Source organism: Kitasatospora sp. NPDC048722, assembly GCF_040650235.1.
Taxonomy (GTDB): Bacteria; Actinomycetota; Actinomycetes; order Streptomycetales; family Streptomycetaceae; genus Kitasatospora.
In genome coordinates, this window is the sequence record NZ_JBEZGX010000019.1 from 109685 (window position 1) to 131135 (window position 21451).

A 21451-nucleotide genomic window follows, 5' to 3' on the forward strand; every position below is an offset into this window, starting at 1 on the left:
GCAAGCGGGCTGAGCCCCCGGCGTTCGCGCCGGGGGCTCAGCCCGCTTCGCATGCCCCTCGCACCGCGCTGACCTGGGCTTTTCCCACGATCCATCAGCTGACGGAAAGTCGGCGAGCATAGCGCTGTCGCCATGTCAGGGTCAAGGTCTATCTTTTCCGTCCCCGCTTCGGTCAAAGTACGTCCACCTGTCTTTCATATTGGTTTACCGAGCCTTGGCCAAGAGTCGGCTCGGCCGGGGAGGACGTCACAACGTTGAAGACCACCAGGAGAACCGCTGCGGCCACCACGGCTGCGGCGGTCATCGTCACGCTCGGCGCGGGTCTGTTCCCGAGCAGCGCCGTCGCGGCCGGTTCGGCTCCCACGCCGAAGGACCCGGCCGACGCCGTCCAGTCCGTGAACACCGAGCACAACATTCCGGGCCCGCTGACCGAGAAGGTCGACGCCGAGCGCAAGGCCGCCACCGAGCAGCTGCTCAACGGCACCGCGCAGGTCGAGCAGCACAACGGCAGCACCAGCGTGAAGCTCGGCAGGGACAAGTACGTCGAGCTCGCCCGTGAGCGCACGGACAAGATCTTCACGATCCTCGTCGACTTCGGCGACCAGGTCGACAACACCACCAAGACCGCCGACGGCAAGGTCAAGTACGGTGGCGAGCCCGGTCCCAAGCACAACGAGATAGCCGCGCCGGACCGCGCCACCAACAACTCGACCGCCTGGCAGGCCGACTACAACCAGCAGCACTACCAGGACCTGTACTTCTCCAAGGACAAGCCCTCGCTGAAGACCTTCTACGAGAAGCAGTCCTCGGGCCGCTACTCGGTCGACGGCGTGGTCTCGGACTGGGTGCGGGTGCCGTGGAACGAGGCCCGCTACGGCTCGGACTACTGCGGCTCCAACGTCTGCGCCAGCGCCCAGGACCTGATCCGGGACGCCGTCGACATCTGGTACAAGGACCAGGTGGCGAAGGGTCAGACCCCCGAGCAGATCAAGGCGACCCTGGCCCAGTACGACCAGTGGGACCGTTACGGCTCGCACCACGACGGCAACTTCAACCAGCCCGACGGGTACATCGACCACTTCCAGATCGTGCACGCCGGTGAGGACAAGTCGGCCGGCGGCGGCAAGCAGGGCAGCAAGGCCCTGTGGGCCCACCGCTCCTACGTCTACGGCAACCTGACGGGCCAGGCCGGCCCCGACGGCAACAAGCTCGGCGGCGTCCAGGTCGGCAACACCGGCCTCTGGATCGGCGACTACACGATGCAGCCGGAGAACGGCGGCCTCGGCGTCTTCGCCCACGAGTACGGCCACGACCTCGGTCTGCCGGACCTCTACGACACCGCGGGCAAGGGCATCGACAACTCGGTCGGCTTCTGGTCCCTGATGTCCTCCGGCTCCTGGCTCGGCGAGGGCAAGGACAGCATCGGCGACATGCCGAACGACCTCGACGCCTGGAGCAAGTACCAGCTCGGCTGGCTGAAGGCCGACCGCGCCAAGGCGGGCACCGAGTCGACGCACCACATCGGCCCGGTGGAGTACAACACCAACCTGCCGCAGGCGCTCATCGTCGACCTGCCGAAGAAGTCGATCACCACGGAGATCAACAAGCCGTTCGGCGGCCAGTCCGAGTGGTGGAGCGGCAGCGCCGACAACCTGAACGTCACGCTCACCCGTGACATCGACCTGACCGGCAAGGCCAAGGCCGGCATCAACGCCAAGGCCTGGTACGAGCTGGAGCAGGACTTCGACTACGCCTTCGGCGAGGTCTCCGCCGACGGCGGCAAGACCTGGACCGTCGTGGACGGCACCTGGAACGGCGCCGCGCTCCCGAAGGAGAACGGCCGTCCGGCCCTCAGCGGCCTCGCCGCCACCTGGGGCGACCTGTCCTTCAACCTGGACGCCTACGCCGGGAAGAAGATCCAGTTCCGCTACCACAACACCACCGACGGCGGCCTGCACTACCGGGGCTTCGCGGTGGACAACATCTCGGTGACCGCCGACGGCGCCACCGTGTTCAGCGACGACGCGGAGAACGGCGACAACGGCTGGACCGCCGCCGGCTTCACCCGCTTCGGCGGCTCGTACACCAAGGACTACGCGCAGTACTACATCGCGGAGAACAAGCAGTACGTGTCGTTCGACCAGACGCTGAAGACCGGCCCGTACAACTTCGGCTTCGCCGACAAGCCGGGCTGGGTCGAGCACTACGCCTACCAGCCCGGCCTGCTGATCTGGTACTGGGACGCGTCGCAGACCGACAACAACGTCAGCGCCCACCCGGGCCACGGCCTCGTCCTGCCGGTCGACTCGCACCCGGCCCCGCTGAAGTGGGCGGACGGCACCCTGATGCGTCCGCGCATGCAGGGCTTCGACTCGACCTTCGGTTCGCGCCGCGTCCCGGCGCTGACCCTGCACAAGGCCGGCGTCGAGACGGTCGTCCCGAAGTCCAAGGGCGTCGACGAGTTCAACGACCTGAAGTCCTGGTGGTCCAAGGACAACCAGTACAGCGGCGTGGACGTCCCGAAGACGGGCACCAGCATCGAGGTCGAGAACGAGTCCTCGAACTACCTGGAGACCTGGATCCGGGTCCGTCCGGTCGACAACTGATCGGTGAGCGCCCGTAGTTGATCCGCCAGTCCGACCCGTCCCCGCACAGCGCGGGGGCGGGTCGGACGCTTTTCAGGCCTTGCGGTCGGGCAGGCGGTCGAGGAAGCCCGCGACCGCCTGCGCGATCCCGGCAGCCGTCCAGTCCAGCGCCTCGGCGGCCACCGTGACCTCGGTCATCGCCAGCCCCGGCGGGCCCGGCTCACGCCAGCTGCCGAACAGGCCCACCTTGGTGTCCTCGGCCAGTCCCAGGCCCGCCTCCTCCAACTCCGCGGCCGGGTAGGGCAACCAGAGCTGGAACTGGTGGGTGTGCGGCGGCGCCGGGTGCACGCGGGCACCGGGCACCGCGGCGACGGCCTCGGCCAGTGCGCCGGCGACCGTCCGGGCGTGGGCCACGTACCCCTCCAGGCGCGGGAGTTCGCGCTCCAGCCCGGCGAGCGCGGCCAGCGCGGGCGGCCACTGCTGGAACAACTGACCGCCGTACCGGTGCCGCCAGGCCTTCGCCGTCCGCACGAAGCGCTCCGGACCGGCCAGTGCGGCGCCGCTGATCCCGCCGAGGGTCTTGTAGAAGGAGACGTACACCGAGTCGGCCAGCGCGGCGACCTCCGGCAGCGAGCGGCCGAGGTGGAAGACCGACTCCCAGAGCCGCGCTCCGTCCAGGTGCAGTGCCGCGCCCTGCTCCGCCCGCACGACCTCGGCGACGGCCGCCAGCTCCGCCCAGTCGGGCAGCACGAAGCCGGCCTCGCGCAGCGGCAGTTCCAGGATCATCGCGGCGTACGGCTCGTCGAAGCAGCGCACCTCCTCGACGGTGGGCAGGCGCGGGGCGAGGGTCGGCCAGACGCTCCGCAGGCCGGTCAGCACGCCGAGCGCGTGGCGCTCGTGCTGGTCGGTGTGGCCGAGCGGGTGGGTGGCCACGGTGGGCAGCCCGGCCGCCTCGGCGTGGATCCGCAGCGCGACCTGCTGGGCCATCGTGCCGGTCGGGAAGAAGGCCGCGTCCTCGGTGCCGAGCAGGTCCGCGACCCGGCGCTCCAGCGCGCGGACCACACCGTCGCCGTACTGGTCCGGACGCCCGTCGAGGTCGTGGACACCCTCCGCCTCCCCGGCCAGGGCGGCGAGGTGTTCGCGCAGGCTCTTCGGCCGGTGGCCGGAGAGCAGCCGCTCGCAGCCGCGCTGGGCGGCGAAGCGGCGGTCCTGGAGGCTCGGGCGGCGGGGGCCGTCGAGGTCGTCGCTGCTGTTGGCATACATGCGTCGATCGTCCCGCAGCGGAGGCTCCAGGTCAGCGGCGCGGACGCGAGCGGCGGCGCGGCCGGCGGCAAACCTCGCGGTCGCGTGGTGCTGGTCACAGGGCCCCGAGGCGGTACGACCGGCGGTAGTAGACGGCGTCGACGGGCGCGGCGAACGGCGCAGACCGTGGGCAGACCATCGGATCTCATGATCGTTACTCCGTCGGCTTGAATCTCCGGCGCAACGCCGACTACACGCCGTAGTACGTCACCGGGTTTGGGAGTCCGCTCGGTGACGGTTAAACCTGAGTGGTCCCCCGCTCAGCACACGCCGCGCCCGATCGGGCCCTTCGTGCTGCCCTCGTACGACCGTGATTGGGCTTGCCATGTCCTCTGTCCCGCCCGTGGGGCCGACCCTGCGCCGGCTCGCCGCCCGCGCGGCGGCCCAGGCGGCGGCCTGGCAGCCCCGTCTCGGCCACGCCGTCCGCACCGTCGGCGCCCACGCCGCGCCGGCGCTCGCGCTCGCCGAGGCCCGTCACCCGCTGCCCGGCGCCCGGGTGTGGGCCGACCGCGAGCGGGCCGTCGTCGCCGCCGGGGGCACCGCGCTGCTGCTGGCCGGCGCGCTGCTCGTCGCCGCGCCCGGCAGCGCCTCCGCGCAGACGGTCCTCCCGACCACCCCCGGCAGCTCGGCCTTCACCGCGCCGCAGGCCACGGTGCCCGTCCCCGGCATGGTGCAGGTGGCCGGGCCGAGCCCGTACCGGCTCCCGGACGACAGCGAATCGGCGCAGGCGGACGTGGCGATGGCCCCCAACCTGCTGCCGGCCGAGCCGCCCGCCGAGCCGGCCCCGGCGGCGCCGGCCGCCGAAGGAGAGGAGGCCGCGCCCGCGCCCGCCGCGGCGCCCGACTGGTCCGCCCCCGTGCCGGGCGCGCCGACCAGCAACCCGTACGGGGTGCCCAACTCCGAGTACGCGGCGGGCTACCACACCGGGGTGGACTTCGCGATCGACCCGGGCACGCCGCTGCTGGCGGTCGGGAACGCGACCGTGGTGTCGGCCGGCTGGGACGGCTCCTACGGCAAGGAGGTCGTGCTCCGGCTGGCGGACGGGCGCTTCGCTCAGTACGCGCACCTGTCCTCGGTGGAGGTGTCGCCCGGCCAGCGGGTCTCGGCGGCCGAGGAGATCGGGCGGTCCGGGAGCACCGGCAACTCGACCGGGCCGCACCTGCACTTCGAGATCCGCACCAGCAACCGCTACGGCGCGGTGATCAACCCGATCGCGTACCTGGCCTCGCACGGCGTCACGGCGTTCTGAGATCCGGAGGTGCGGAGCGGGACGGGGCGGCTCGCGCGGCGGGCCGCCCTTCGCCGTGGTCTGGCCCGGGTGCGCTCGGCCCGGGTCGGCTCGGCCCGGGTGCGCTCAGGCCTGGGCGGGGGCGGGCACCGGGCGGTCGATCAGGGCGCCGATCTCCAGCGCGACCTCGCGGGCGGCGGCCATCGCCTCCTCCACGGTGGCCTGCGGCGACTCGTGCCACAGGTGGTCGACGTGGTCGGTGCCGGTCTCGTCCTGCTTGAGCAGGAACATCGCCGAGTTGATGGTGAAGAGCGACATCGCGGCGCGCAGCCGGTCCTGGAAGCTCGCGTCCGGCCCGTGCACGAGGCGGACCATCGCGATCATGCGCTCCTTGAACTCCAGACCGGCCGGCGACTCTCGCAGCGCGGGCTGGTTCTCGTGGAAGAAGCGCAGCAGCGGCGCGCGCTCGGACATCCCGGCGGCGAAGCGGCGGATCAGCTCGTCGCGCAGCTCCGGCGTCCAGGGCTGCTGCCGGCCCCACTCGATGGTCTCGTCGATCGGCGCGGCCATGGACTCGACGATGCCGTGGACGATGTCGTCCTTGGTCTTGAAGTGGTAGTACAGCGCGGCCTTGGTGACACCGAGGCGATCGGCGATCTCGCGCAGCGAGGTCTGCTCGTAGCCCTGCTCGGCGAAGAGCTCCAGAGAGACCGCGATGATGCGGGCCCGGGTGTCGCTGCGCGGGCTGTGCGTCGTACCCATGGCCTGCCTCATGACTGCGTTGGTGACTGCTGCGGACGCCGGCGGTGCCCGCCCCCCGGGACACATTCTCCCTGCCCAGGCGACCGGGAAGGAAACTGGCTTGACGACCGGCTAGTGGACAACTTACCGTGCCGACGGTCCATAAACTAGCCGGGCGACAAGTAAGTAGCCGCACCAGGCCCGACGATCGTCCACACCCAGTCCCGGGAGACACCACCCCATGTCACAGTCCAAGACCGCCGACCCGGTGCCGGAGGACAAGCAGGCCGAGGAGGAGCAGCCGCGGTCACCCCGCGAGATCCGCCTCGTGATGGTCGGCCTGGTCGTCACGATGCTCCTGGCCATGCTCGACAACCTGATCGTCGGCACCGCGATGCCCACGATCGTCGGTGACCTCGGCGGCGCCGAGCACCTGTCCTGGGTGGTCACCTCGTACACCCTGGCCACCGCCGCCTCGACCCCGATCTGGGGCAAGCTCGGCGACCTCTACGGCCGCAAGGGCACCTTCCTCACCTCGATCGTGATCTTCCTGGTGGGCTCGGCGCTGTCCGGCCTGTCGCAGAACATGAACGAGCTGATCGGCTTCCGCGCCCTGCAGGGCCTGGGCGCCGGCGGTCTGATGGTCGGCGTCATGTCGATCATGGGTGCGCTCGTGCCGCCGCGCGACCGCGGCAAGTACCAGGGCATGTTCGCCGCGGTGATGGCGCTCGCCACCATCGGCGGCCCGCTCGTCGGCGGGTTCATCACCGACCACCTGAGCTGGCACTGGACCTTCTACATCAACCTGCCGCTCGGCGTGATCGCGCTCGCCGTGGTCGTCGTCACCCTGAAGCTGCCCAAGGTCCGCAACAACGCCCGGATCGACTACCTGGGCGCGATCCTGCTCACCACCGGCATCACCTCGCTCGTGCTGATCACCACCTGGGGCGGCCAGCAGTACGCGTGGGGCTCGAAGCAGATCCTCGGCCTGGCCGCGCTGGCCGCCGCGTCGCTGATCGCCTTCTGCTACGTGGAGCAGCGGGTCGAGGAGCCGATGCTCCCGCTCAGCCTGTTCAAGAACCTGAACTTCACCCTGGTCTCGATCATCGGCTTCATCGTCGGCTTCGTGATGTTCGGCGCGACCGTCTTCCTGCCGCTCTACCAGCAGATCGTGCAGGGCGCCTCGGCGACCAACTCCGGCCTGCTGCTGATGCCGATGATGTTCGGCATGCTGGTCGTCTCGCTCGTGGTCGGCCAGGTCGTCACCAAGACCGGCAAGTACCGGATCTTCCCGGTCATCGGCACCATCGTGATGGCCGGCGGCATGGTCCTGCTCTCCACCATGGGCACCGAGACCAGCAGCTTCACGTCCGCCTGCTGGATGATCGTGCTGGGCGCCGGCATGGGCTTCCTGATGCAGATCACCATGCTGGTCGCGCAGAACAGCGTCGAGCTCAAGGACATGGGCGTGGCCAGCTCCACCGCCACCCTGTTCCGCACCATCGGCGGTTCCTTCGGTGTCGCGCTGTTCGGCGCCCTGTTCAACAACCGGGTCGCCGACACCATGAAGGAGCGACTGGGCGAGCACGCCTCGGCCGGCGCTTCGAAGGGCGACCCGAGCCAGATGAGCCCGGCGGCGCTGAAGCAGCTGCCCGCCCCGGTCCAGGACGCCTACCACCACGCGGTGGCCAACGGCATGCACACCGTCTTCCTGTGGGGTGCGGCGGTGGCCGTGATCGCGATCGCCGCTTCGGTCTTCATGCGCGAGGTGCCGCTGCGCGGCACCGGCAAGGACGAGAAGGCGGCCGAGGCCTCACTGGAGGCCGCGGCCATCTGACGGCCCCCGCCGTGCACGGCTGATCGACGTGACGCCCCCGGAGTGTCCTCCGGGGGCGTCCTCGTGTGTCGGGGAGGGTCTACTGCGGGAGACGGTAGACGCCCTGCTCGACGGGCTCGACCAGGCCGTCCGCCACGAGGCCGTCCAGGGCCCGGGCCCGCTGCACGGCATCCGGCCAGACCGCGTCCAGCCGGGCCTGCTCGACCGAGCCGTGCGCCTCGCGCAGGACGGCGAGCAGCTTGCCGCGCACCTGCCGGTCCGTCCCCTCGTAGGACTGGCCGCGCCGGGCCGGGCCCTCGTACGGCGGGCGGCCGGCCCGCTGCCAGGCGCAGTGGGTGAACAGCGGGCACTCGCCGCACTCGGGGCTGCGGGCGGTGCAGACGAGCGCACCCAGCTCCATCACGCCGACCGCCCAGGTGGCGGCCGTCCCGGCGTCGTCGGGCAGCAGCGCGGTCGCCGTCCGCCGCTCGGCCGCCGTGGTGGCCTGGGCCGGGTACTCGACGCCCGTCACCGCGCGGGCGAACACCCGGCGGACGTTGGTGTCCAGCACGACGTGGCGCTGGCGGAAGGCGAAGGACGCGACGGCGGCGGCCGTGTACTCCCCCACCCCGGGCAGCGAGAGCAGCGTGGCGTGGTCGTCCGGCACCTCGCCGCCGTGCTCCTCGGTGATCGCCACCGCCGCCGCGTGCAGGCGCAGCGCGCGCCGCGGGTAGCCGAGCCGGCCCCACATCCGGACCGCCTCGCCGGGGGCGTCGGCCGCGAGGTCGGCGGGGGTGGGCCAGCGCTCCAGCCACGCCGCCCAGGCGGGCAGGACCCGCTTCACCGGGGTCTGCTGGAGCATGAACTCGCTCACCATGACCGCCCAGGGCGACGCGTCGGGCGTGCGCCAGGGGAGGTCGCGCTTGCTGGCCTCGTACCAGTCGAGGACGGTCGCGTGCAGCGCCGGCAGCGGGAGGGGCAGCCGGGGTGCGGGACCTGCGGGGGAAGGAGGCGTGGCGGTGGCGGTGGCGGTGGTGTTGGAAGTCATGGCACTTCGATCCTCCCACGCCCGCGAACCCGACCGAAGTGGAGTGAGTCGTTCCGTATCCCGTGGAACTACCGGGCGGACTCGCCGAAAGAACTCCCTCGAACGGCTCAAATGGCGGATCATGTGAAGGAAGGGGCGACTGTGCGGTGTTGGTGAGTCAATCGCCACACACTGTCTCGTAGAGTTTGGGCGTGCCCTCTCTGCGTCAACCCGTGGGACCGTTGCCGGCCTCGATCTACTGGCGACGGCGCGTCGTCGTGCTCGCCGCCGTGGCCGCGGTCATCGCCCTCATCGCCTGGCTGATGTCCGATCAGGGCGGCGGCGGTGACGACGGATCACAGAGCAAGGCCGCGCAGGCCGCGCCGACCCAGTCCCAGACACCCGCTCAGGCCATCACGCCCGGCGCCTCGCCGAGCGGCCCCGCGGCGCGCCCAGGCGGCGGCAGCACCGGCGGCTCCGGCGGCGGCACGAGCGGCGCCGTCCCCGGCTCGGGCGGGGGCGGCGGCGAGGTCAGCCTCAGCACTGGTGGCGCGGGCACCGGCGGCGCGGCCGGCCCGGCCCCTGCCACCGGCGGTGCCGGCGGCGCGGCGGCGGGTGGTGCGGCCGGTGGCACCGGCACCGCCGGTGGTGCGGGCGGCTCCGGCGGCGGCGCCCCCGCGGTGAACACGCCCGACGTGATGGCGCTGCCGATCTGCGCCACCTCGCAGGTGGCCCTGGAGCTGGCCAGCACCCAGAACTCGTACCAGTCCAAGGACAAGCCGCGGTTCGCCCTGACGGTGAAGAACTCCTCCGGCGCCAACTGCCGCGTGGACCTGGGCCGGACGACCTCGGTGGTCACCGTGACCGCCGCCAACAAGGGCGACCGGGTCTGGTCCTCCGGCGACTGCCCGGCCGACCGGGGCAGCCTCTGGGTGCAGCTCCCGGCCGGCGGCAGCCAGATCGAGACGTTCACCTGGGACCGCAGCCGCAGCAAGCCGCAGTGCGCCACGCCCGACCCGGCGCCCCCGGCGAACGACACCTACGTGGTGAACGCCGACCTCACCGGCCTCACCGGGGACAAGGTCTCGGCGCGCATCTCGATCCGCCTGGACGGCTGACCGGCCGTCACCCCTCCCAATACGGCGAAGCCCCCGACCCGCAGTTCGCGAGTCGGGGGCTTCGGTGCCGTACGGGCCGATCGGCGCCTGACGGTCGGTCGGACGATCCGTCCGAGAGTCAGACGTAGCGCTCCAGGATGGACGATTCGGCAAGGCGCGACAGGCCCTCGCGGACCGAGCGGGCGCGGGTCTCGCCGACGCCCTCGACCGTCTGCAGGTCGTCGATGCTCGCCGCGAGCAGCTTCTGCAGCCCGCCGAAGTGCTCGACCAGGCGCTCTATCACCGTGTTGGGCAGGCGCGGGATCTTCGCCAGCAGCCGGTAGCCGCGCGGCGAGACGGCGGCGTCCAGCGACTCCGGCGATCCGGAGTAGCCGAGCGCCTTGGCGACCGTCTGCAGGTCGAGCAGCTCGGCGTGGGTGAGCGCCTCAAGGTCGGCCAGCACCTCGGTGACCGTCCGGCCCTTCTTGGCGGCTCGCTCCGGGAAGTAGTCCCGGGCGACCAGCTCGCGCTCCGGCTCCACGCCCGCGATCAGCTCGTCCAGCTGGAGCGACAGGAGGCGGCCGTCGATGCCGAGCTCCAGCACGTAGCCGGCGATCTCGGTGGCGATCAGCCGGACCATCTCCAGGCGCTGGGCGACGGCGGTGACGTCCCGGACCGTCACCAGGTCCTCGATCTCCAGCGCGGACAGCGTGCCGGCCACCTCGTCCAGGCGGAGCTTGTAGCGCTCCAGGGTGGCGAGCGCCTGGTTGGCGCGGGAGAGGACCGTGGTCGAGTCCTCCAGCACCCGCCGGGTGCCGTTGACGTACATCGCGATCAGCCGCATCGAGTGCGAGACCGCGACCACCGGGTAGCCGGTCTGCCGGTTGACCCGCTCTGCGGTGCGGTGGCGGGTGCCGGTCTCGTCGGTGGGGATGGTGGAGTCCGGCATCAGGTGGACGCCGGCCCGGACGATCTTGGTGATGTCCTTGTCCAGCACCACCGCGCCGTCCAGCTTGCACAGCTCGCGCAGCCGGGTCGCGGTGAACTCGACGTCCAGGACGAAGCCGCCGGTGCAGATCGACTCGACCTGCTTGTCGAAGCCGAGCACGATCAGACCGCCGGTGTTGGCCCGCAGGACCCGCTCCAGGCCGTCGCGCAGCCCCGTGCCGGGCGCGATCGCGCTGAGGGAGGCCCGCAGCAGGGCCTCCTCACGGGAGGACTTGTCCGCCCCCCGGTCGCTGGCTGCCACGTGACTCCTCCGGTCGACCCGTGCCGCGCGCCTCGCGCCGCGCGCCGGCCTGCGGTCTGTTGCTCTGTCGCTCAGTACCGCTCGGTACTCGCCTTCTCGTCAATGAGACAGGGGAAAGTCTAACTGCGTGTGGCGGAGACAGGGCTTGGGTCAGCGCAGTTCGTCGGAGTCGAGCGGCTCCCAGCCGTCCATCAGCTCCTCCGGGTAGGCGGCGACCCGGGCCTGGCGCGGGGCCGGCGGCGCCGACGGTGCCTCACCACGCGCCTCGCCGCGCGGCTTGGCGGAGGCCCGGCGGCGGCCCGGGATGGCGCGCAGCGCCTCGCCGATGTCGGCCACCTCGACCACCTTCATGCCCGGCGGCACCTTGCCCGGGTCCGGCGGGACGAGGGCGTGCGTGAAGCCCAGCCGGTGCGCCTCGGCGAGCCTCCGCTGCACGCCCGTCACCCGCCGCACCTCGCCCGCCAGGCCGACCTCGCCGATCGCCACCAGGTTGCTCGGCAGCGGGGTGTCGGTGGAGGAGCTGGCCACCGCGAGCGCGACCGCGAGGTCCGCGGACGGCTCGCTGAGCTTCACCCCGCCGACCGTCGCGGTGTAGATGTCCTGCTTGCCGAGCTTCACGCCGCCGTGCCGCTCGACGACCGCCAGGATCATCGCGATCCGCGGCGACTCCAGGCCGGAGGTCGTCCGGCGCGGCGACGGGATCTGCGAATCCACCATCAGCGCCTGCACCTCGGCCACCAGCGGGCGCTTGCCCTCCAGCGTGACGGTGAGGCAGGTGCCCGGGACGGGCTTGTCACGCCTGGTCAGGAAGAGGCCGGACGGATCGGCCAGGCCGACGATGCCCTCGTCGTGCAGCTCGAAGCAGCCGACCTCGTCGGTGGCGCCGTAGCGGTTCTTGACCCCGCGGATGAGCCGCAGCCGGGCGTGCCGGTCCCCCTCGAAGCTCAGCACGACGTCCACCAGGTGCTCCAGCAGGCGCGGCCCGGCGATCTGGCCGTCCTTGGTGACGTGACCGACCAGCAGCGTGGCCATGCCGCGCTCCTTGGACGCCCGGATCAGCGCGCCCGCCACCTCGCGGACCTGGGCCGGGCCGCCGGGGGCGCCGTCCAGCTCGGCGGAGGCGATGGTCTGCACCGAGTCGAGGATCAGCAGGCCGGGGCCGACCGCCTCGATGTGCCCGAGCACCGCGCCGAGGTCCTGCTCGGCGGCGAGGTAGAGGTGCTCGGAGAGCGCGTCGATCCGGTCGGCGCGCAGCCGGACCTGGCCGGCCGACTCCTCACCGGTGACGTAGAGCGTGCGGTGCTGGGCGGTGGCCGCCTTCGCGGCGACGTCCAGCAGCAGGGTGGACTTGCCGACGCCGGGCTCGCCGGCCAGCAGCACCACGGCGCCGGGGACGAGACCGCCGCCGAGGACCCGGTCCAGCTCCGGGACGCCCGTCGACCGGGCCGTCGCCACCTGGCCGTCCACCTGGGCGATCGGCCGGGCGGGCGCGCTGACCGGGCCGGCCGCCGTCGTCCGGATCGGCACCGCGCCGTACTCCTCCACCGTGCCCCAGGCGTTGCACTCCGGGCAGCGGCCGACCCACTTGGGCAGCTGGTTGCCGCACTCGGTGCAGCGGTACGCCGGGCGCGGTTTGGCGGTGGTCTTGGTACGGGCAGCCATGGGGCCCACCGTAGCGTCTGGGTACGACAGCGGCGGGTACGGCCGTACGAGGTCCGGGTCGGGGTCCGGGTCGGGTCCTGTTCAGCGCCTCGCGTCCACACACGTGGGCGATGTTGTTACCCGAAAGAAGTACATACGCCAGGAATCGGCCGGGCGGGCCGCCCTCCGTGCCTACCGTCGGACGGGTGACAACGCGTACTGATGGGCCGCCGCGCGCGGAAGGGCCGGCGACGGCCGTGCTCGCGGCGTACGACCGGCAGGTGGACGGCCTGTTCACCTACTGCCTCTCGGTGCTGTGCGAGCACGACACCGCCGCCGAGACCCTGAGCGAGGTCCGCGACCTGGCGCAGCGGCACGGCGCACGGCTGGCCGAACCCGGGCTCGTCCGGGCCTGGCTGTTCTCGCTCGCCCGGTACTGCTGCCTGCGGCGGCTCGCGGACGGCGCCGGGGGGACGGCCGGCACCGGGCTGACGGAGGACGAGGCGGCCCGGCGCCGGCGCGAGCTGGCCTCGCTCGCCTGGCCGGAGGCGGCCGGGACCGACCCCGAGCAGCGGGAGGCCCTGGAGCTGTCGGTCCGCCACCGGCTGACCCCGCTGGAGGTGGCCGCGGTGCTCGGGCTGCCGTTCGACGCGACCCGGGCGCTGCTCGGCGCGGCGGAGGCGGAGGTCGCCCGCACCAGGTCGGCGCTGCTGGTGCTCGGAGTGGGGAGCTGCCCGGAGCTCGACCGGCTCGGCGGGGCCGGGGCGGAGAACTGGCGGGACTGGGTGCTCGGGCCGGCGCTGCGGCGGGAGCTCGTGCAGCACGTCGTCGACTGTCCGACCTGCCGGGGGACGGCGGAGCGGGTGGTGGGCGAGGCGGGTGAGGCGGCGGACGGCTCGGGGCCGTCGGGGCCCTCCGGCCTTTCCGGACTGGCCGGGCTGCCGTTGCTGACGGCGCCCGCCGCACTGGCCTCGTCCGCACGCGACGGCATGGTGACGTACCTGCCGCAGGAGTCCGGGGCCGGTCGGGGTGCGAGTGCGGAGGCGGTCGTCGAGCCGGGCCTGCGGTTCGACCAGAGCGGCTTCCCGCGGCACCGCGCGCCGGACGCGGGGCGCGGACTGGCCGTCCGGCGGCGGGTGGTGACCACCGGGGTGCTCGCGGCCGTGCTGGCGGCGCCGGTGGTCGCGCTGTGGGCCGGCCACCGGGGTGGCGGCGGCCCCGGCGCGGCGGCGGCCGTGTCGTCGGTGCGGGTGGACGAGGCCGGGCGGCAGGCCGAGCAGCGGCCGGCCGGGGCCGACGGGGTGGGGGGCACCACCTCGGGCACGGGTTCCGTCGGCGGGACGGGGGTGCCCGGGGTGGAGCTCGCGGGGACGGGAGCGACGGGTGCAGAAACGTTATTTCCCGGCTTCCACGGGCCGGTGATCCAGGGCCCCGCCGTCCCCGTGCCGGGCCGGGGCGCGACGCCGCTCGGCAGCCCCGCCCTGATCGCCGCGCCCGCGGCGGCGGCCGGGTCCGGCTGGGCCGCGGGCGCCGGCGCGAACCGGCCCGCGCCGGTCGGGCTGCTCACCGTCGAGGCGGGCGAGTACGGCAGCCGGACGGTCCTCACGCTCACCAACTCCGGTGGCAGCGAGATCCGTTGGCACGCTGTCGTGGACGCGGCCTGGCTCCGGCTGAGTCGCGACTCCGGGACGCTCGAACCGGGCCGGCGCATCACGGTGATCGTCACGGTGGACGACGGCCTCGCCCCCGCGACGCACTGGACGGCCCGGATCGCGCTGCCGCCGTCCGAGGCCGTGGTCACCCTGGACGGCGGCCCGCAGGACCGGGGCGGTTCCTCCTCGGCGCCCGCCTCGCCGACGCCGACCGCGGAACCGACGGCCACGGCCACGCCCGCCCCCGGCACCACCCCGACCGCCACGGCCTCGCCCAGCGCGACGCCCGCACCGACCGCCACCCCCACGGCCCCGCCCACGAGCACGCCGACGCCGACGCCCCCGCCCTCGCACTCACCGGGCCCGACGGCAACGGCGTCCCCGAGCGCGACGTCGACACCGCACCCGCGGAGCGGCACGTCGGCCCCGCCGCAGCCTTCGCCGCGGTGAGGGAGGCGTCTCTCGGCCCACGCCGGAGGGCGGGCTACGGCGTCGGGGTGCACGCGGCGGAGGGAGCGGCGTCTCCCCGGCCGGAGCCGAGAGCGGTTCAGCGCCGGTGGATCAGGGGCACCTGGTACGTGCCGTCCAGGACGGACTGCTTCGGCTGGTAGAAGCGGATGATCGGACGGAACTCGCCGGCCGGGGTGGGAAGCCAGTTCGCCAGTTCCGTCGGGTCCTCGGGCTCTTCGTGCTGGAGGGTCAGGGTGAGCGAGCCGTCCGCGCCGTGCACCAGCCCGGGGGTGCGGTCGCCGATCGAGTAGCGTTCGATCGGGTTGGCCACGAGGTAGTAGTCCGGCACCGAGTACATCGTGACGGACCAGAACGCCTCGGCCGGCGGCGGCTGGTCGAAGCGGAGCGTGTAGCGGTTCGCGCCGCTGAGCGGGCGGCCGTCGGAGTCGTCGTACGTCATGGCGTACGAGGTCTCGTAGGCGTGGTTGCCCCACAGGCCGGCGCGGGCGGCGGCGGCACGGCTGAGGTAGCCGGCGCGGCGGTCGGGGATGCGCCACTCGGGGTCGTCGATGGTGCCGGGGCCCAGGTGGTCGATGTTGTAGTCGAACAGGTGCAGCGCCGAGCGCCACTCCCCCAGCGGGTGGTCCTCGGGCGGGCGGGTGGCCGCCTCGACCCGTTCGCGCCCGGCGGCCAGCCCCTTGAGCAGGGTGTGGGTCCAGTCCGAGGCCGCCGCGCGGTACGGGGAGACGCCCTCGTCCAGGAGGCCCAGCGGTGCCAGGCGCCGCTCGTACTCGACGTCGGGCCCGGCGGGCGGGAAGGCCCGCATCCAGATCCGCATCCGTTCGAAGAACGCGAGCCGCTCGGGGACGTCCTGGTCGGGCTCGGGCAGACCGGCGGCCACCCCGCCGGGCTCCAGCGGGGTGAGGGTGAGCGCGTTCTGGAGGGCCTTGACCCGGGGGAGGTCGTCCGGGCCGGCGCAGGCGAAGCGGCCGACGACGGTCGCGACCGTGGTCGGCGCCTCGATCACCTTCTCCGGGTCGGGCGGGGTGCCGTGCCAGCCGGGCGGGACGACCAGCCAGGTCTGCGCGCCGGTACCGGTGGCGCGGCTGCCGAGGTAGGCGAAGTTGTCGGTCCAGGCGTCGACGAACTGCAGCACGTAGTAGGCCCCGGCGGTGTCCGGGACGTGCAGCACCTGGGGGCCCTCGGAGAGGTCGAGCTGGGCGATCGAGTAGACCGTGTCGTTGTTGACCGAGACGAAGTCGTCCCCCGGCGCGGCCAGCCGGGTGGCGTGGCTGAAGCGGTTGAACGCCGCCGCCGGGAGGGTGCCCATCCCGCCCTTGGTGAAGCGCTCGACCATCGTGAGGCCGGCGACGAGCGGGTAGCCGTAGACGTACGCGTCGGCGGCCAGGGCCTCCAGCTCGGGCTGGGTCATCGGGTGTCCTGTCGTGGTCGGTCGTGGTCGGGGGCGGCGGTCAGCGCGGGGTGAGCGGCGGGAGCCGCCAGCGGCCGTCGAGTGCGGGGGCCTCGGGGCCGCGGAGGCGCAGGACGACGGTGAACGGGCCGTCCGGCGCCGGGAGCCAGTTGGCGGAGTGCTCTGCGTCGGCGGGGCGCTTGTGCCGGACGTGGAGCGTCAGACCACCGTCCCGGTCGTGGACCAGGCCCGGGGTCCGGTCGCCGATCGCGTAGCGGTCGAGGGTGTTGTCGACCGGCCGACGCTCCGGGAGCTCGTACAGGGCGGCGGACCAGGAGAAGCGGGCCGGCGGCAGCGCGCCGGGGCCGAACCGGATCGTGTAGTCGCGGTCGCTCGCGCTGGGCGGCCGGCGGCCCTCGCTGTCGGCCGTCCAGGTGCCGCACCAGACCTCCTCGGCGGGGAGGTCGTACGGGCCGAGCCGGGCGCCGAGGGCCTGGCGCAGGTAGTCGGCCCCGGTCTGCTCGCGGGTGCCGGCGAGACCGCACGCGTCGGGGCGGGCGGCGGCCTCGCGCTCCAGCCGGGCCCGGGCGTCGGCGATGCCGCGCTCCATCTCGGCCCGCACGTCCAGCGGGAGGGCGGCGGGCTCGAACTCGCCGCGGCCGTCGATCCCGAGGTCGGTGAGGCGTCCGCGCAGGTCCGCCTCGGCGGGCGGGAGCGGGACGGCGGCCGGGTGGCGGGGCGACGGGATCGGGAAGAAGCCGAGCAGGAAGTCGAGGAAGGCGAAGAACTCGACGGTGTCCGTCACCTCGTCCCGCCAGACCGGCCAGACCGGGTCCGGGGCGGGGGGCGGCGCCGGGGTGCCCTCGTACTCGTGCAGCGGCCTCAGCCGGTACTGCTCCCGGACGGCCTCCATGGCGGCGACGGCGGCGGGTTCCGGTCCGGCGAGGTGCGTGCGGGCGACGATGCCGACCAGACGGGTGGCGGTGCGGATCACGCTCCGGACGCCGGGCGGCGGCTCGCCCCGCCAGTCGGGGCCGGCCACCAGGTGGTCGCCGGGCTCCGGGCCGGTGGCGCGGGCGCCGACGAACCCGGCGTACACGGCGTCGAGTTCGTGGACCGGCAGGACGTAGTAGCGGTCGTCGGCGGGGACGGAGAGCACCCAGGGCTCGGCCCGCAGGTCGAGCCAGGCGGAGGAGGACGGGAGGTCGTGGTCGACGGATCCGTCGCCGGGGGGCGGGGTGGGAAGGGGCGCGGTGTGGGGGGTCGCGGTGCGGAGGGTCGCCGGGGCGAGGGCGGACGACGGCGGGTGGTGGCGGAAGACGCCGAAGCCGCCGACGTACCCCGGATCGGCGTCGTCCAGCGCCTGCGCGTACAAGGTGCGGTAGTTCCGCAGGATCGGGTACCCGCGCAGCCAGGCCTCGGCAGCCGTCGCGCGGACGGAGGTCGGATCGACGAGGGCCGGGCTGACCATGCTGTCGCTCTCCCCAGCAGGATTCGGACAAATCACTACATAGGGGATGCTAGGCGGGGAGGCGCCGGTCAGCACCTGGAAGGGCGGGTGGAGGGAAGGGGACGCCCTGGGAATGGAAAGCGGGAGTGGGAAGTCGGCCGGCCGGCTTCCCACTCCCGCGCGCGGTCAGTGGGTGCGGCGCGTCACCAGCTCGGCCAGCGCGAGCAGTTCGTCCGTCCGGGCCGGCTCGGGTACGGCCACGGCCAGCAGGTCCATCGCGGCGGCCATCCGCTCGCAGGACTCCCCCTGCGCCCAGCCGCGCCCGCCCGCGCCCTCGACGGCCGCCGCGCAGAGCACCAACTCCTCGGCGCTGAGCTGCCGTTCCAGCGCGTACAGCTCGGCGAGCCGGGCGCCGTCGGGCGTGCCCGAGCCGAGCGCCGCGACCACCGGCAGCGACTTCTTCCGTGCCACCAGGTCCGCCCCGACCGGCTTGCCGGTGACGGCCGGGTCGCCCCAGATGCCGATCAGGTCGTCGATCAGCTGGAACGCCAGCCCGATCTCCCGCCCGAAGCCGTCCATCGCCTTCGCCGCCCGCTCGGTCGCGCCGCCGTACTCCGCGCCCATCGCGCAGGACGCGCCCAGCAGGGCGCCCGTCTTCGCCTCGGCCATCGCGAGGCACTCGGCGAGCGAGACGTCGTCCCGCTGCTCGAAGGCGCAGTCGATCTGCTGGCCCTCGCACAGCTCGACCACGCAGTCGGTGAGGCGGCGGACGGCGGACCGGGCGGCCGGATGGGTGTCCTCGGCCAGCAGCCGCAGCGCCAGCGAGTGCATCGCGTCACCGGCCAGGATCGCCTCGGTGGTACCGAACACCCGCCAGGCGGTGGGGCGGTGGCGGCGGGTCTCGTCGCGGTCGATGACGTCGTCGTGGAGCAGGGTGAAGTTGTGCACCAGCTCGACGGCCGCCGCGGCGGCGGTGGCCGCGGCCGGGTCGCCGCCGAGGGCCTGAGTGGCGGCGAGGACCATGGCCGGGCGGATCGCCTTGCCGGAGGGCGCCGCGGAGGGCGAACCGTCCGCCTCCCACCAGCCGAAGTGGTAGCCGGCGACCTTGCGCATCGCGCCCGGCAGCGAGTCGACGGCGGCCCGCAGGACCGGGTCGACCAGACCGCGGGCCCGGACGAGCACGTCCTCGGCCTCGTGGCCCTCCCGGTGGTCCCGCTCCAGCGTGGGGCTCGTCATGGGTTCCTCCCCCTGATGACCTGTCGTGAGAAGGCCAGCCGCCGCCCTGGGGGCGACGCGGCCGGCCGGTGCGCGGTAGGGCGCGCGGGGCGCCGGCCGGCCCGGCAGACGGGCCTGGGCCGGACGGCGCTCGGTGCGGACGGGGCGCGGTCGGCGTGCCGTGCGGGCCGCCTCCGCGGCCGGCCCGCGGCGCCCGCCTCAGCGCTGGGCGATGTCCACGTTCTCCAGGACGCCGATCGCGTCCGGCACCAGGATGGCGGCCGAATAGTAGGCGCTGACCAGGTAGGAGATGATGGCCTTCTCGTCGATCCCCATGAACCGCACCGAAAGGCCCGGCTGGTATTCGTCCGGAATTCCGGTCTGGTTCAGGCCGATGACGCCCTGGTTGTCCTCGCCGACCCGCATCGCGATGATCGAGCTGGTGTGGCCGCCGATGATCGGGATCTTGTTGCACGGGAATACCGGCACGCCGCGCCACGAGGTGACGTGCTTGCCCTCGACCTCGACCGTCCCCGGGTAGAGGCCGCGCTTGTTGCACTCGCGACCGAAGGCGGCGATCGCCTTCGGGTGCGCGAGGAACATCTTGGTGCTGCGGCGGCGGCTGAGCAGGTCGTCCATGTCGTCCGGCGTGGGCGGGCCGGAGTGCGTCTGGATCCGCTGGTCGTACTCGGCGTTCTGCAGGAGGCCGAACTCCGGGTTGTTGATGAGCTCGTGCTCCTGGCGCTCGCGCAGGGCCTCGATCGTCAGGCGCAACTGGTGCTCGGTCTGGTTCATCGGCTGGTTGTAGAGGTCCGCGACCCGGCTGTGCACCTTGAGGATCGTCTGGGCGACGCTCAGCTCGTACTCGCGCGGCTTCAGCTCGTAGTCGACGAAGGCGCCGGGCAGCTCGAACTCGCCCTCGTGGCCAGCGGAGAGGTCGATCGCGGCCTCGCCGTGCTTGTTCTGCGCCTGCTGGAAGCCGTTCAGGTACTCCATGATCTGCAGCTGCAGCGACTCGGAGCGGTCGTGGAGCTCCTGGAAGGCGGGCCACTGCAGCACCATCACGGTGCCGGCGGTGGCCGCCTTCACCGTGTACGGCCAGGTGTCGGTGTCCTCCTGCAGGGCCTCGTCGCCGAGGTGGTCGCCGTCGGCGAGGGTGCCGACGACCGTGTCCTCGCCGTACTTGCCGGTTCCGATCCGCTCCAGCTTGCCGTGCGCGATGATGAAGACCTCGCTGATCTGCGCACCGGCGGAGACCAGCACGTCACCCGCGGAGAACTCGCGTTGCACGAAGCGCCCGGCCAGCTCCTCCAGGAGGGCCTCGTCCTGGAAGCCGCGCAGCACCGGCACCTCGGTGAGGCTCGGCGGGACGATCCGCACCTCGGCGCCCGTCTTGACGAAGCTCACCCGGCCGCGGCCGATCGAGTAGCGCAGGCGACGGTTCACCCGGTAGGTACCGCCGGAGACCTGCACCCACGGCAGCATCCTGAGCAGCCAGCGCGGGCTGATGCCCTGCATCTGGGGCGCGGACTTGGTGGTCGTGGCGAGGTTCCGCGCACCAGCCGTGCTCAGACTCTGCTGCTGCCGGATCTCCGGCTGCGCACCCGGCGCAGGAATACCGGCATTCGTTTCGGTCGACATAGGGGAGCCCTTCGCAAACCCGATGAAGTGACGCCTTGCATATTCATGGTGCAAGTTCATGGTGGGCCCGAACGGAGGCATGCCGCAATCACTCATTCGAGTGGTTCGGAATAACCGAATAAATAGTACGACTAGATCACTTGCTCGATATTTGTTCGATTGATTAATCGAACTCGCCGGAATGCCGGGTGCCGTCCTCCCGGCCCCGGCACGGGAGGATCCGGCACGGGAGGACCCGGCACGGGAGGACCCGGCACGGGAGGACCCGGCACGGGAGGACCCGGCACGGGAGGACCCGGCGCGGGAGGACCCGGCGCGGGAGGATCCGGCGCGGGGGCTCCGGCGTCGGCACGGGCCCCGGCCCCGGATCACGCGTCGGGCCGGGCGTCAGAGCGGGCCGTTCCAGTCGAGGGTCGGCTCCAGCACGCCCTCCAGGGTCAGCAGCCAGCGCTTCACGTCGATCCCGACCCGTCCGCCGCCGAAGCCCCCGATGCCGTCCGCCGCCACCACCCGATGGCACGGCACGAGCAGTGCGACGGGGTTGGCGGCCATCATCTGCCCCACCGTGCGGGCCGCCAGGCCCGGCTCGGTCACGTCCTCGAACACCCCGCTGCGCGCGGCCAGTTCGCCGTAGGTGATGGTCCGCCCGTACGGCACCTCGCGCCACAGCGTCCGCAGCACCTCCCGGTGCGGGCCGCTGCTCAGGCTCCAGTCGATCGGCAGGCCCAGCTCCCGGCTGCGGCCCGCCAGGTAGGCGCCGATCCGCTCGGTGACGGCGGCGATCTTCGCGTCGTCGGTACAGGCCGGCACCTCGCCGTCGCGACCGCCGTAACCCGCCGCCGCCACGCCCAGCGGCGTCACCGCGACGTGCATCGGGCCGCTCGGCAGCGGCGTCGGCACGGTCAGCCAGGACATCTGCGGCACGCTCGGGCCCCCACCCTCACCC

The 21451-nt window shown here is 73.1% G+C and carries 15 protein-coding genes; 5 read left to right on the forward strand and 10 right to left on the reverse strand.

Annotation, left to right across the window (positions count from 1 at the left end; genetic code table 11):
- Positions 1–254: 254 nt before the first annotated feature.
- Entirely contained in the window at positions 255–2606 is a 2352-nt protein-coding gene (locus tag AB0C76_RS16655) for an immune inhibitor A domain-containing protein (protein WP_359965123.1), read from the forward strand.
- A gap of 72 nt (positions 2607–2678) precedes the next feature.
- Here the strand turns inward: AB0C76_RS16655 and AB0C76_RS16660 are convergent, their stop codons facing one another.
- Positions 2679–3848 (reverse strand): beta-eliminating lyase-related protein, encoded by a 1170-nt coding sequence (locus AB0C76_RS16660; RefSeq protein WP_359965125.1) that lies wholly within the window; start codon positions 3846–3848, stop codon positions 2679–2681.
- A 364-nt stretch (positions 3849–4212) separates the two neighbouring features.
- Between AB0C76_RS16660 and AB0C76_RS16665 the strand changes: the two genes are divergently transcribed.
- Positions 4213–5136 (forward strand): M23 family metallopeptidase, encoded by a 924-nt coding sequence (locus AB0C76_RS16665; RefSeq protein WP_359965127.1) that lies wholly within the window; start codon positions 4213–4215, stop codon positions 5134–5136.
- A gap of 105 nt (positions 5137–5241) precedes the next feature.
- Here the strand turns inward: AB0C76_RS16665 and AB0C76_RS16670 are convergent, their stop codons facing one another.
- Entirely contained in the window at positions 5242–5889 is a 648-nt protein-coding gene (locus tag AB0C76_RS16670; protein WP_359965129.1) for a helix-turn-helix domain-containing protein, read from the reverse strand.
- 208 nt (positions 5890–6097) lie between these two features.
- Here AB0C76_RS16670 and AB0C76_RS16675 point away from each other — a divergent pair, with 208 nt between their 5' ends.
- Positions 6098–7693, forward strand: coding sequence for an MDR family MFS transporter (locus AB0C76_RS16675; protein ID WP_359965131.1), 1596 nt, complete (start codon positions 6098–6100; stop codon positions 7691–7693).
- 79 nt (positions 7694–7772) lie between these two features.
- Here AB0C76_RS16675 and AB0C76_RS16680 read toward each other — a convergent pair whose 3' ends face one another.
- Entirely contained in the window at positions 7773–8720 is a 948-nt protein-coding gene (locus tag AB0C76_RS16680; protein WP_359965133.1) for an A/G-specific adenine glycosylase, read from the reverse strand.
- A 191-nt stretch (positions 8721–8911) separates the two neighbouring features.
- Between AB0C76_RS16680 and AB0C76_RS16685 the strand changes: the two genes are divergently transcribed.
- Positions 8912–9817, forward strand: coding sequence for a hypothetical protein (locus AB0C76_RS16685; RefSeq protein ID WP_359965135.1), 906 nt, complete (start codon positions 8912–8914; stop codon positions 9815–9817).
- A 118-nt stretch (positions 9818–9935) separates the two neighbouring features.
- Here AB0C76_RS16685 and disA read toward each other — a convergent pair whose 3' ends face one another.
- A complete protein-coding gene (gene disA / locus AB0C76_RS16690) occupies positions 9936–11045 on the reverse strand; it encodes a DNA integrity scanning diadenylate cyclase DisA (protein WP_359965137.1) in 1110 nt (369 codons plus the stop codon).
- 150 nt (positions 11046–11195) lie between these two features.
- Positions 11196–12707, reverse strand: a complete 1512-nt coding sequence (gene radA / locus AB0C76_RS16695) for a DNA repair protein RadA (RefSeq protein ID WP_359965139.1) — start codon at positions 12705–12707, stop codon at positions 11196–11198.
- Positions 12708–12892: 185 nt separating this feature from the next.
- On the opposite strand from radA, the gene AB0C76_RS16700 reads away from it, so the two are divergent.
- Positions 12893–14788 carry a sigma-70 family RNA polymerase sigma factor gene (locus AB0C76_RS16700; protein ID WP_359965141.1) on the forward strand — a complete coding sequence of 632 codons (1896 nt, stop codon included), beginning with the start codon at positions 12893–12895 and terminating at the stop codon, positions 14786–14788.
- Between the two features lie 97 nt (positions 14789–14885).
- On the opposite strand, the gene AB0C76_RS16705 is transcribed toward AB0C76_RS16700, so the two are convergent.
- From AB0C76_RS16705 to AB0C76_RS16725, 5 genes are all read right to left on the reverse strand, one after another.
- Positions 14886–16220 carry a DUF1254 domain-containing protein gene (locus tag AB0C76_RS16705; protein WP_359965143.1) on the reverse strand — a complete coding sequence of 445 codons (1335 nt, stop codon included), beginning with the start codon at positions 16218–16220 and terminating at the stop codon, positions 14886–14888.
- 40 nt (positions 16221–16260) lie between these two features.
- The gene (locus tag AB0C76_RS16710) at positions 16261–17670 is read right to left on the reverse strand and encodes a DUF1254 domain-containing protein (RefSeq protein WP_359965145.1); all 1410 of its coding nucleotides are present in this window, start codon (positions 17668–17670) and stop codon (positions 16261–16263) included.
- Between the two features lie 165 nt (positions 17671–17835).
- Entirely contained in the window at positions 17836–18885 is a 1050-nt protein-coding gene (locus tag AB0C76_RS16715; RefSeq protein WP_359965147.1) for a family 2 encapsulin nanocompartment cargo protein polyprenyl transferase, read from the reverse strand.
- A gap of 198 nt (positions 18886–19083) precedes the next feature.
- The gene (locus AB0C76_RS16720) at positions 19084–20505 is read right to left on the reverse strand and encodes a family 2B encapsulin nanocompartment shell protein (protein WP_359965149.1); all 1422 of its coding nucleotides are present in this window, start codon (positions 20503–20505) and stop codon (positions 19084–19086) included.
- Positions 20506–20892: 387 nt separating this feature from the next.
- Positions 20893–21420 (reverse strand): methylated-DNA--[protein]-cysteine S-methyltransferase, encoded by a 528-nt coding sequence (locus tag AB0C76_RS16725; protein WP_359965150.1) that lies wholly within the window; start codon positions 21418–21420, stop codon positions 20893–20895.
- Positions 21421–21451: the final 31 nt, after the last annotated feature.

Excerpts from the sequence above, each read along its gene's own strand:
- AB0C76_RS16660 (WP_359965125.1), bottom strand. The coding sequence starts at position 3,848 with ATGTATGCCAACAGCAGCGACGACCTCGACGGCCCCCGCCGCCCGAGC.
- AB0C76_RS16665 (WP_359965127.1), top strand. The coding sequence starts at position 4,213 with ATGTCCTCTGTCCCGCCCGTGGGGCCGACCCTGCGCCGGCTCGCCGCC.
- AB0C76_RS16670 (WP_359965129.1), bottom strand. The coding sequence starts at position 5,889 with ATGAGGCAGGCCATGGGTACGACGCACAGCCCGCGCAGCGACACCCGG.
- AB0C76_RS16675 (WP_359965131.1), top strand. The coding sequence starts at position 6,098 with ATGTCACAGTCCAAGACCGCCGACCCGGTGCCGGAGGACAAGCAGGCC.
- AB0C76_RS16680 (WP_359965133.1), bottom strand. The coding sequence starts at position 8,720 with ATGACTTCCAACACCACCGCCACCGCCACCGCCACGCCTCCTTCCCCC.
- radA (WP_359965139.1), bottom strand. The coding sequence starts at position 12,707 with ATGGCTGCCCGTACCAAGACCACCGCCAAACCGCGCCCGGCGTACCGC.
- AB0C76_RS16705 (WP_359965143.1), bottom strand. The coding sequence starts at position 16,220 with ATGACCCAGCCCGAGCTGGAGGCCCTGGCCGCCGACGCGTACGTCTAC.
- AB0C76_RS16710 (WP_359965145.1), bottom strand. The coding sequence starts at position 17,670 with ATGGTCAGCCCGGCCCTCGTCGATCCGACCTCCGTCCGCGCGACGGCT.
- AB0C76_RS16715 (WP_359965147.1), bottom strand. The coding sequence starts at position 18,885 with ATGACGAGCCCCACGCTGGAGCGGGACCACCGGGAGGGCCACGAGGCC.
- AB0C76_RS16720 (WP_359965149.1), bottom strand. The coding sequence starts at position 20,505 with ATGTCGACCGAAACGAATGCCGGTATTCCTGCGCCGGGTGCGCAGCCG.
- AB0C76_RS16725 (WP_359965150.1), bottom strand. The coding sequence starts at position 21,420 with ATGTCCTGGCTGACCGTGCCGACGCCGCTGCCGAGCGGCCCGATGCAC.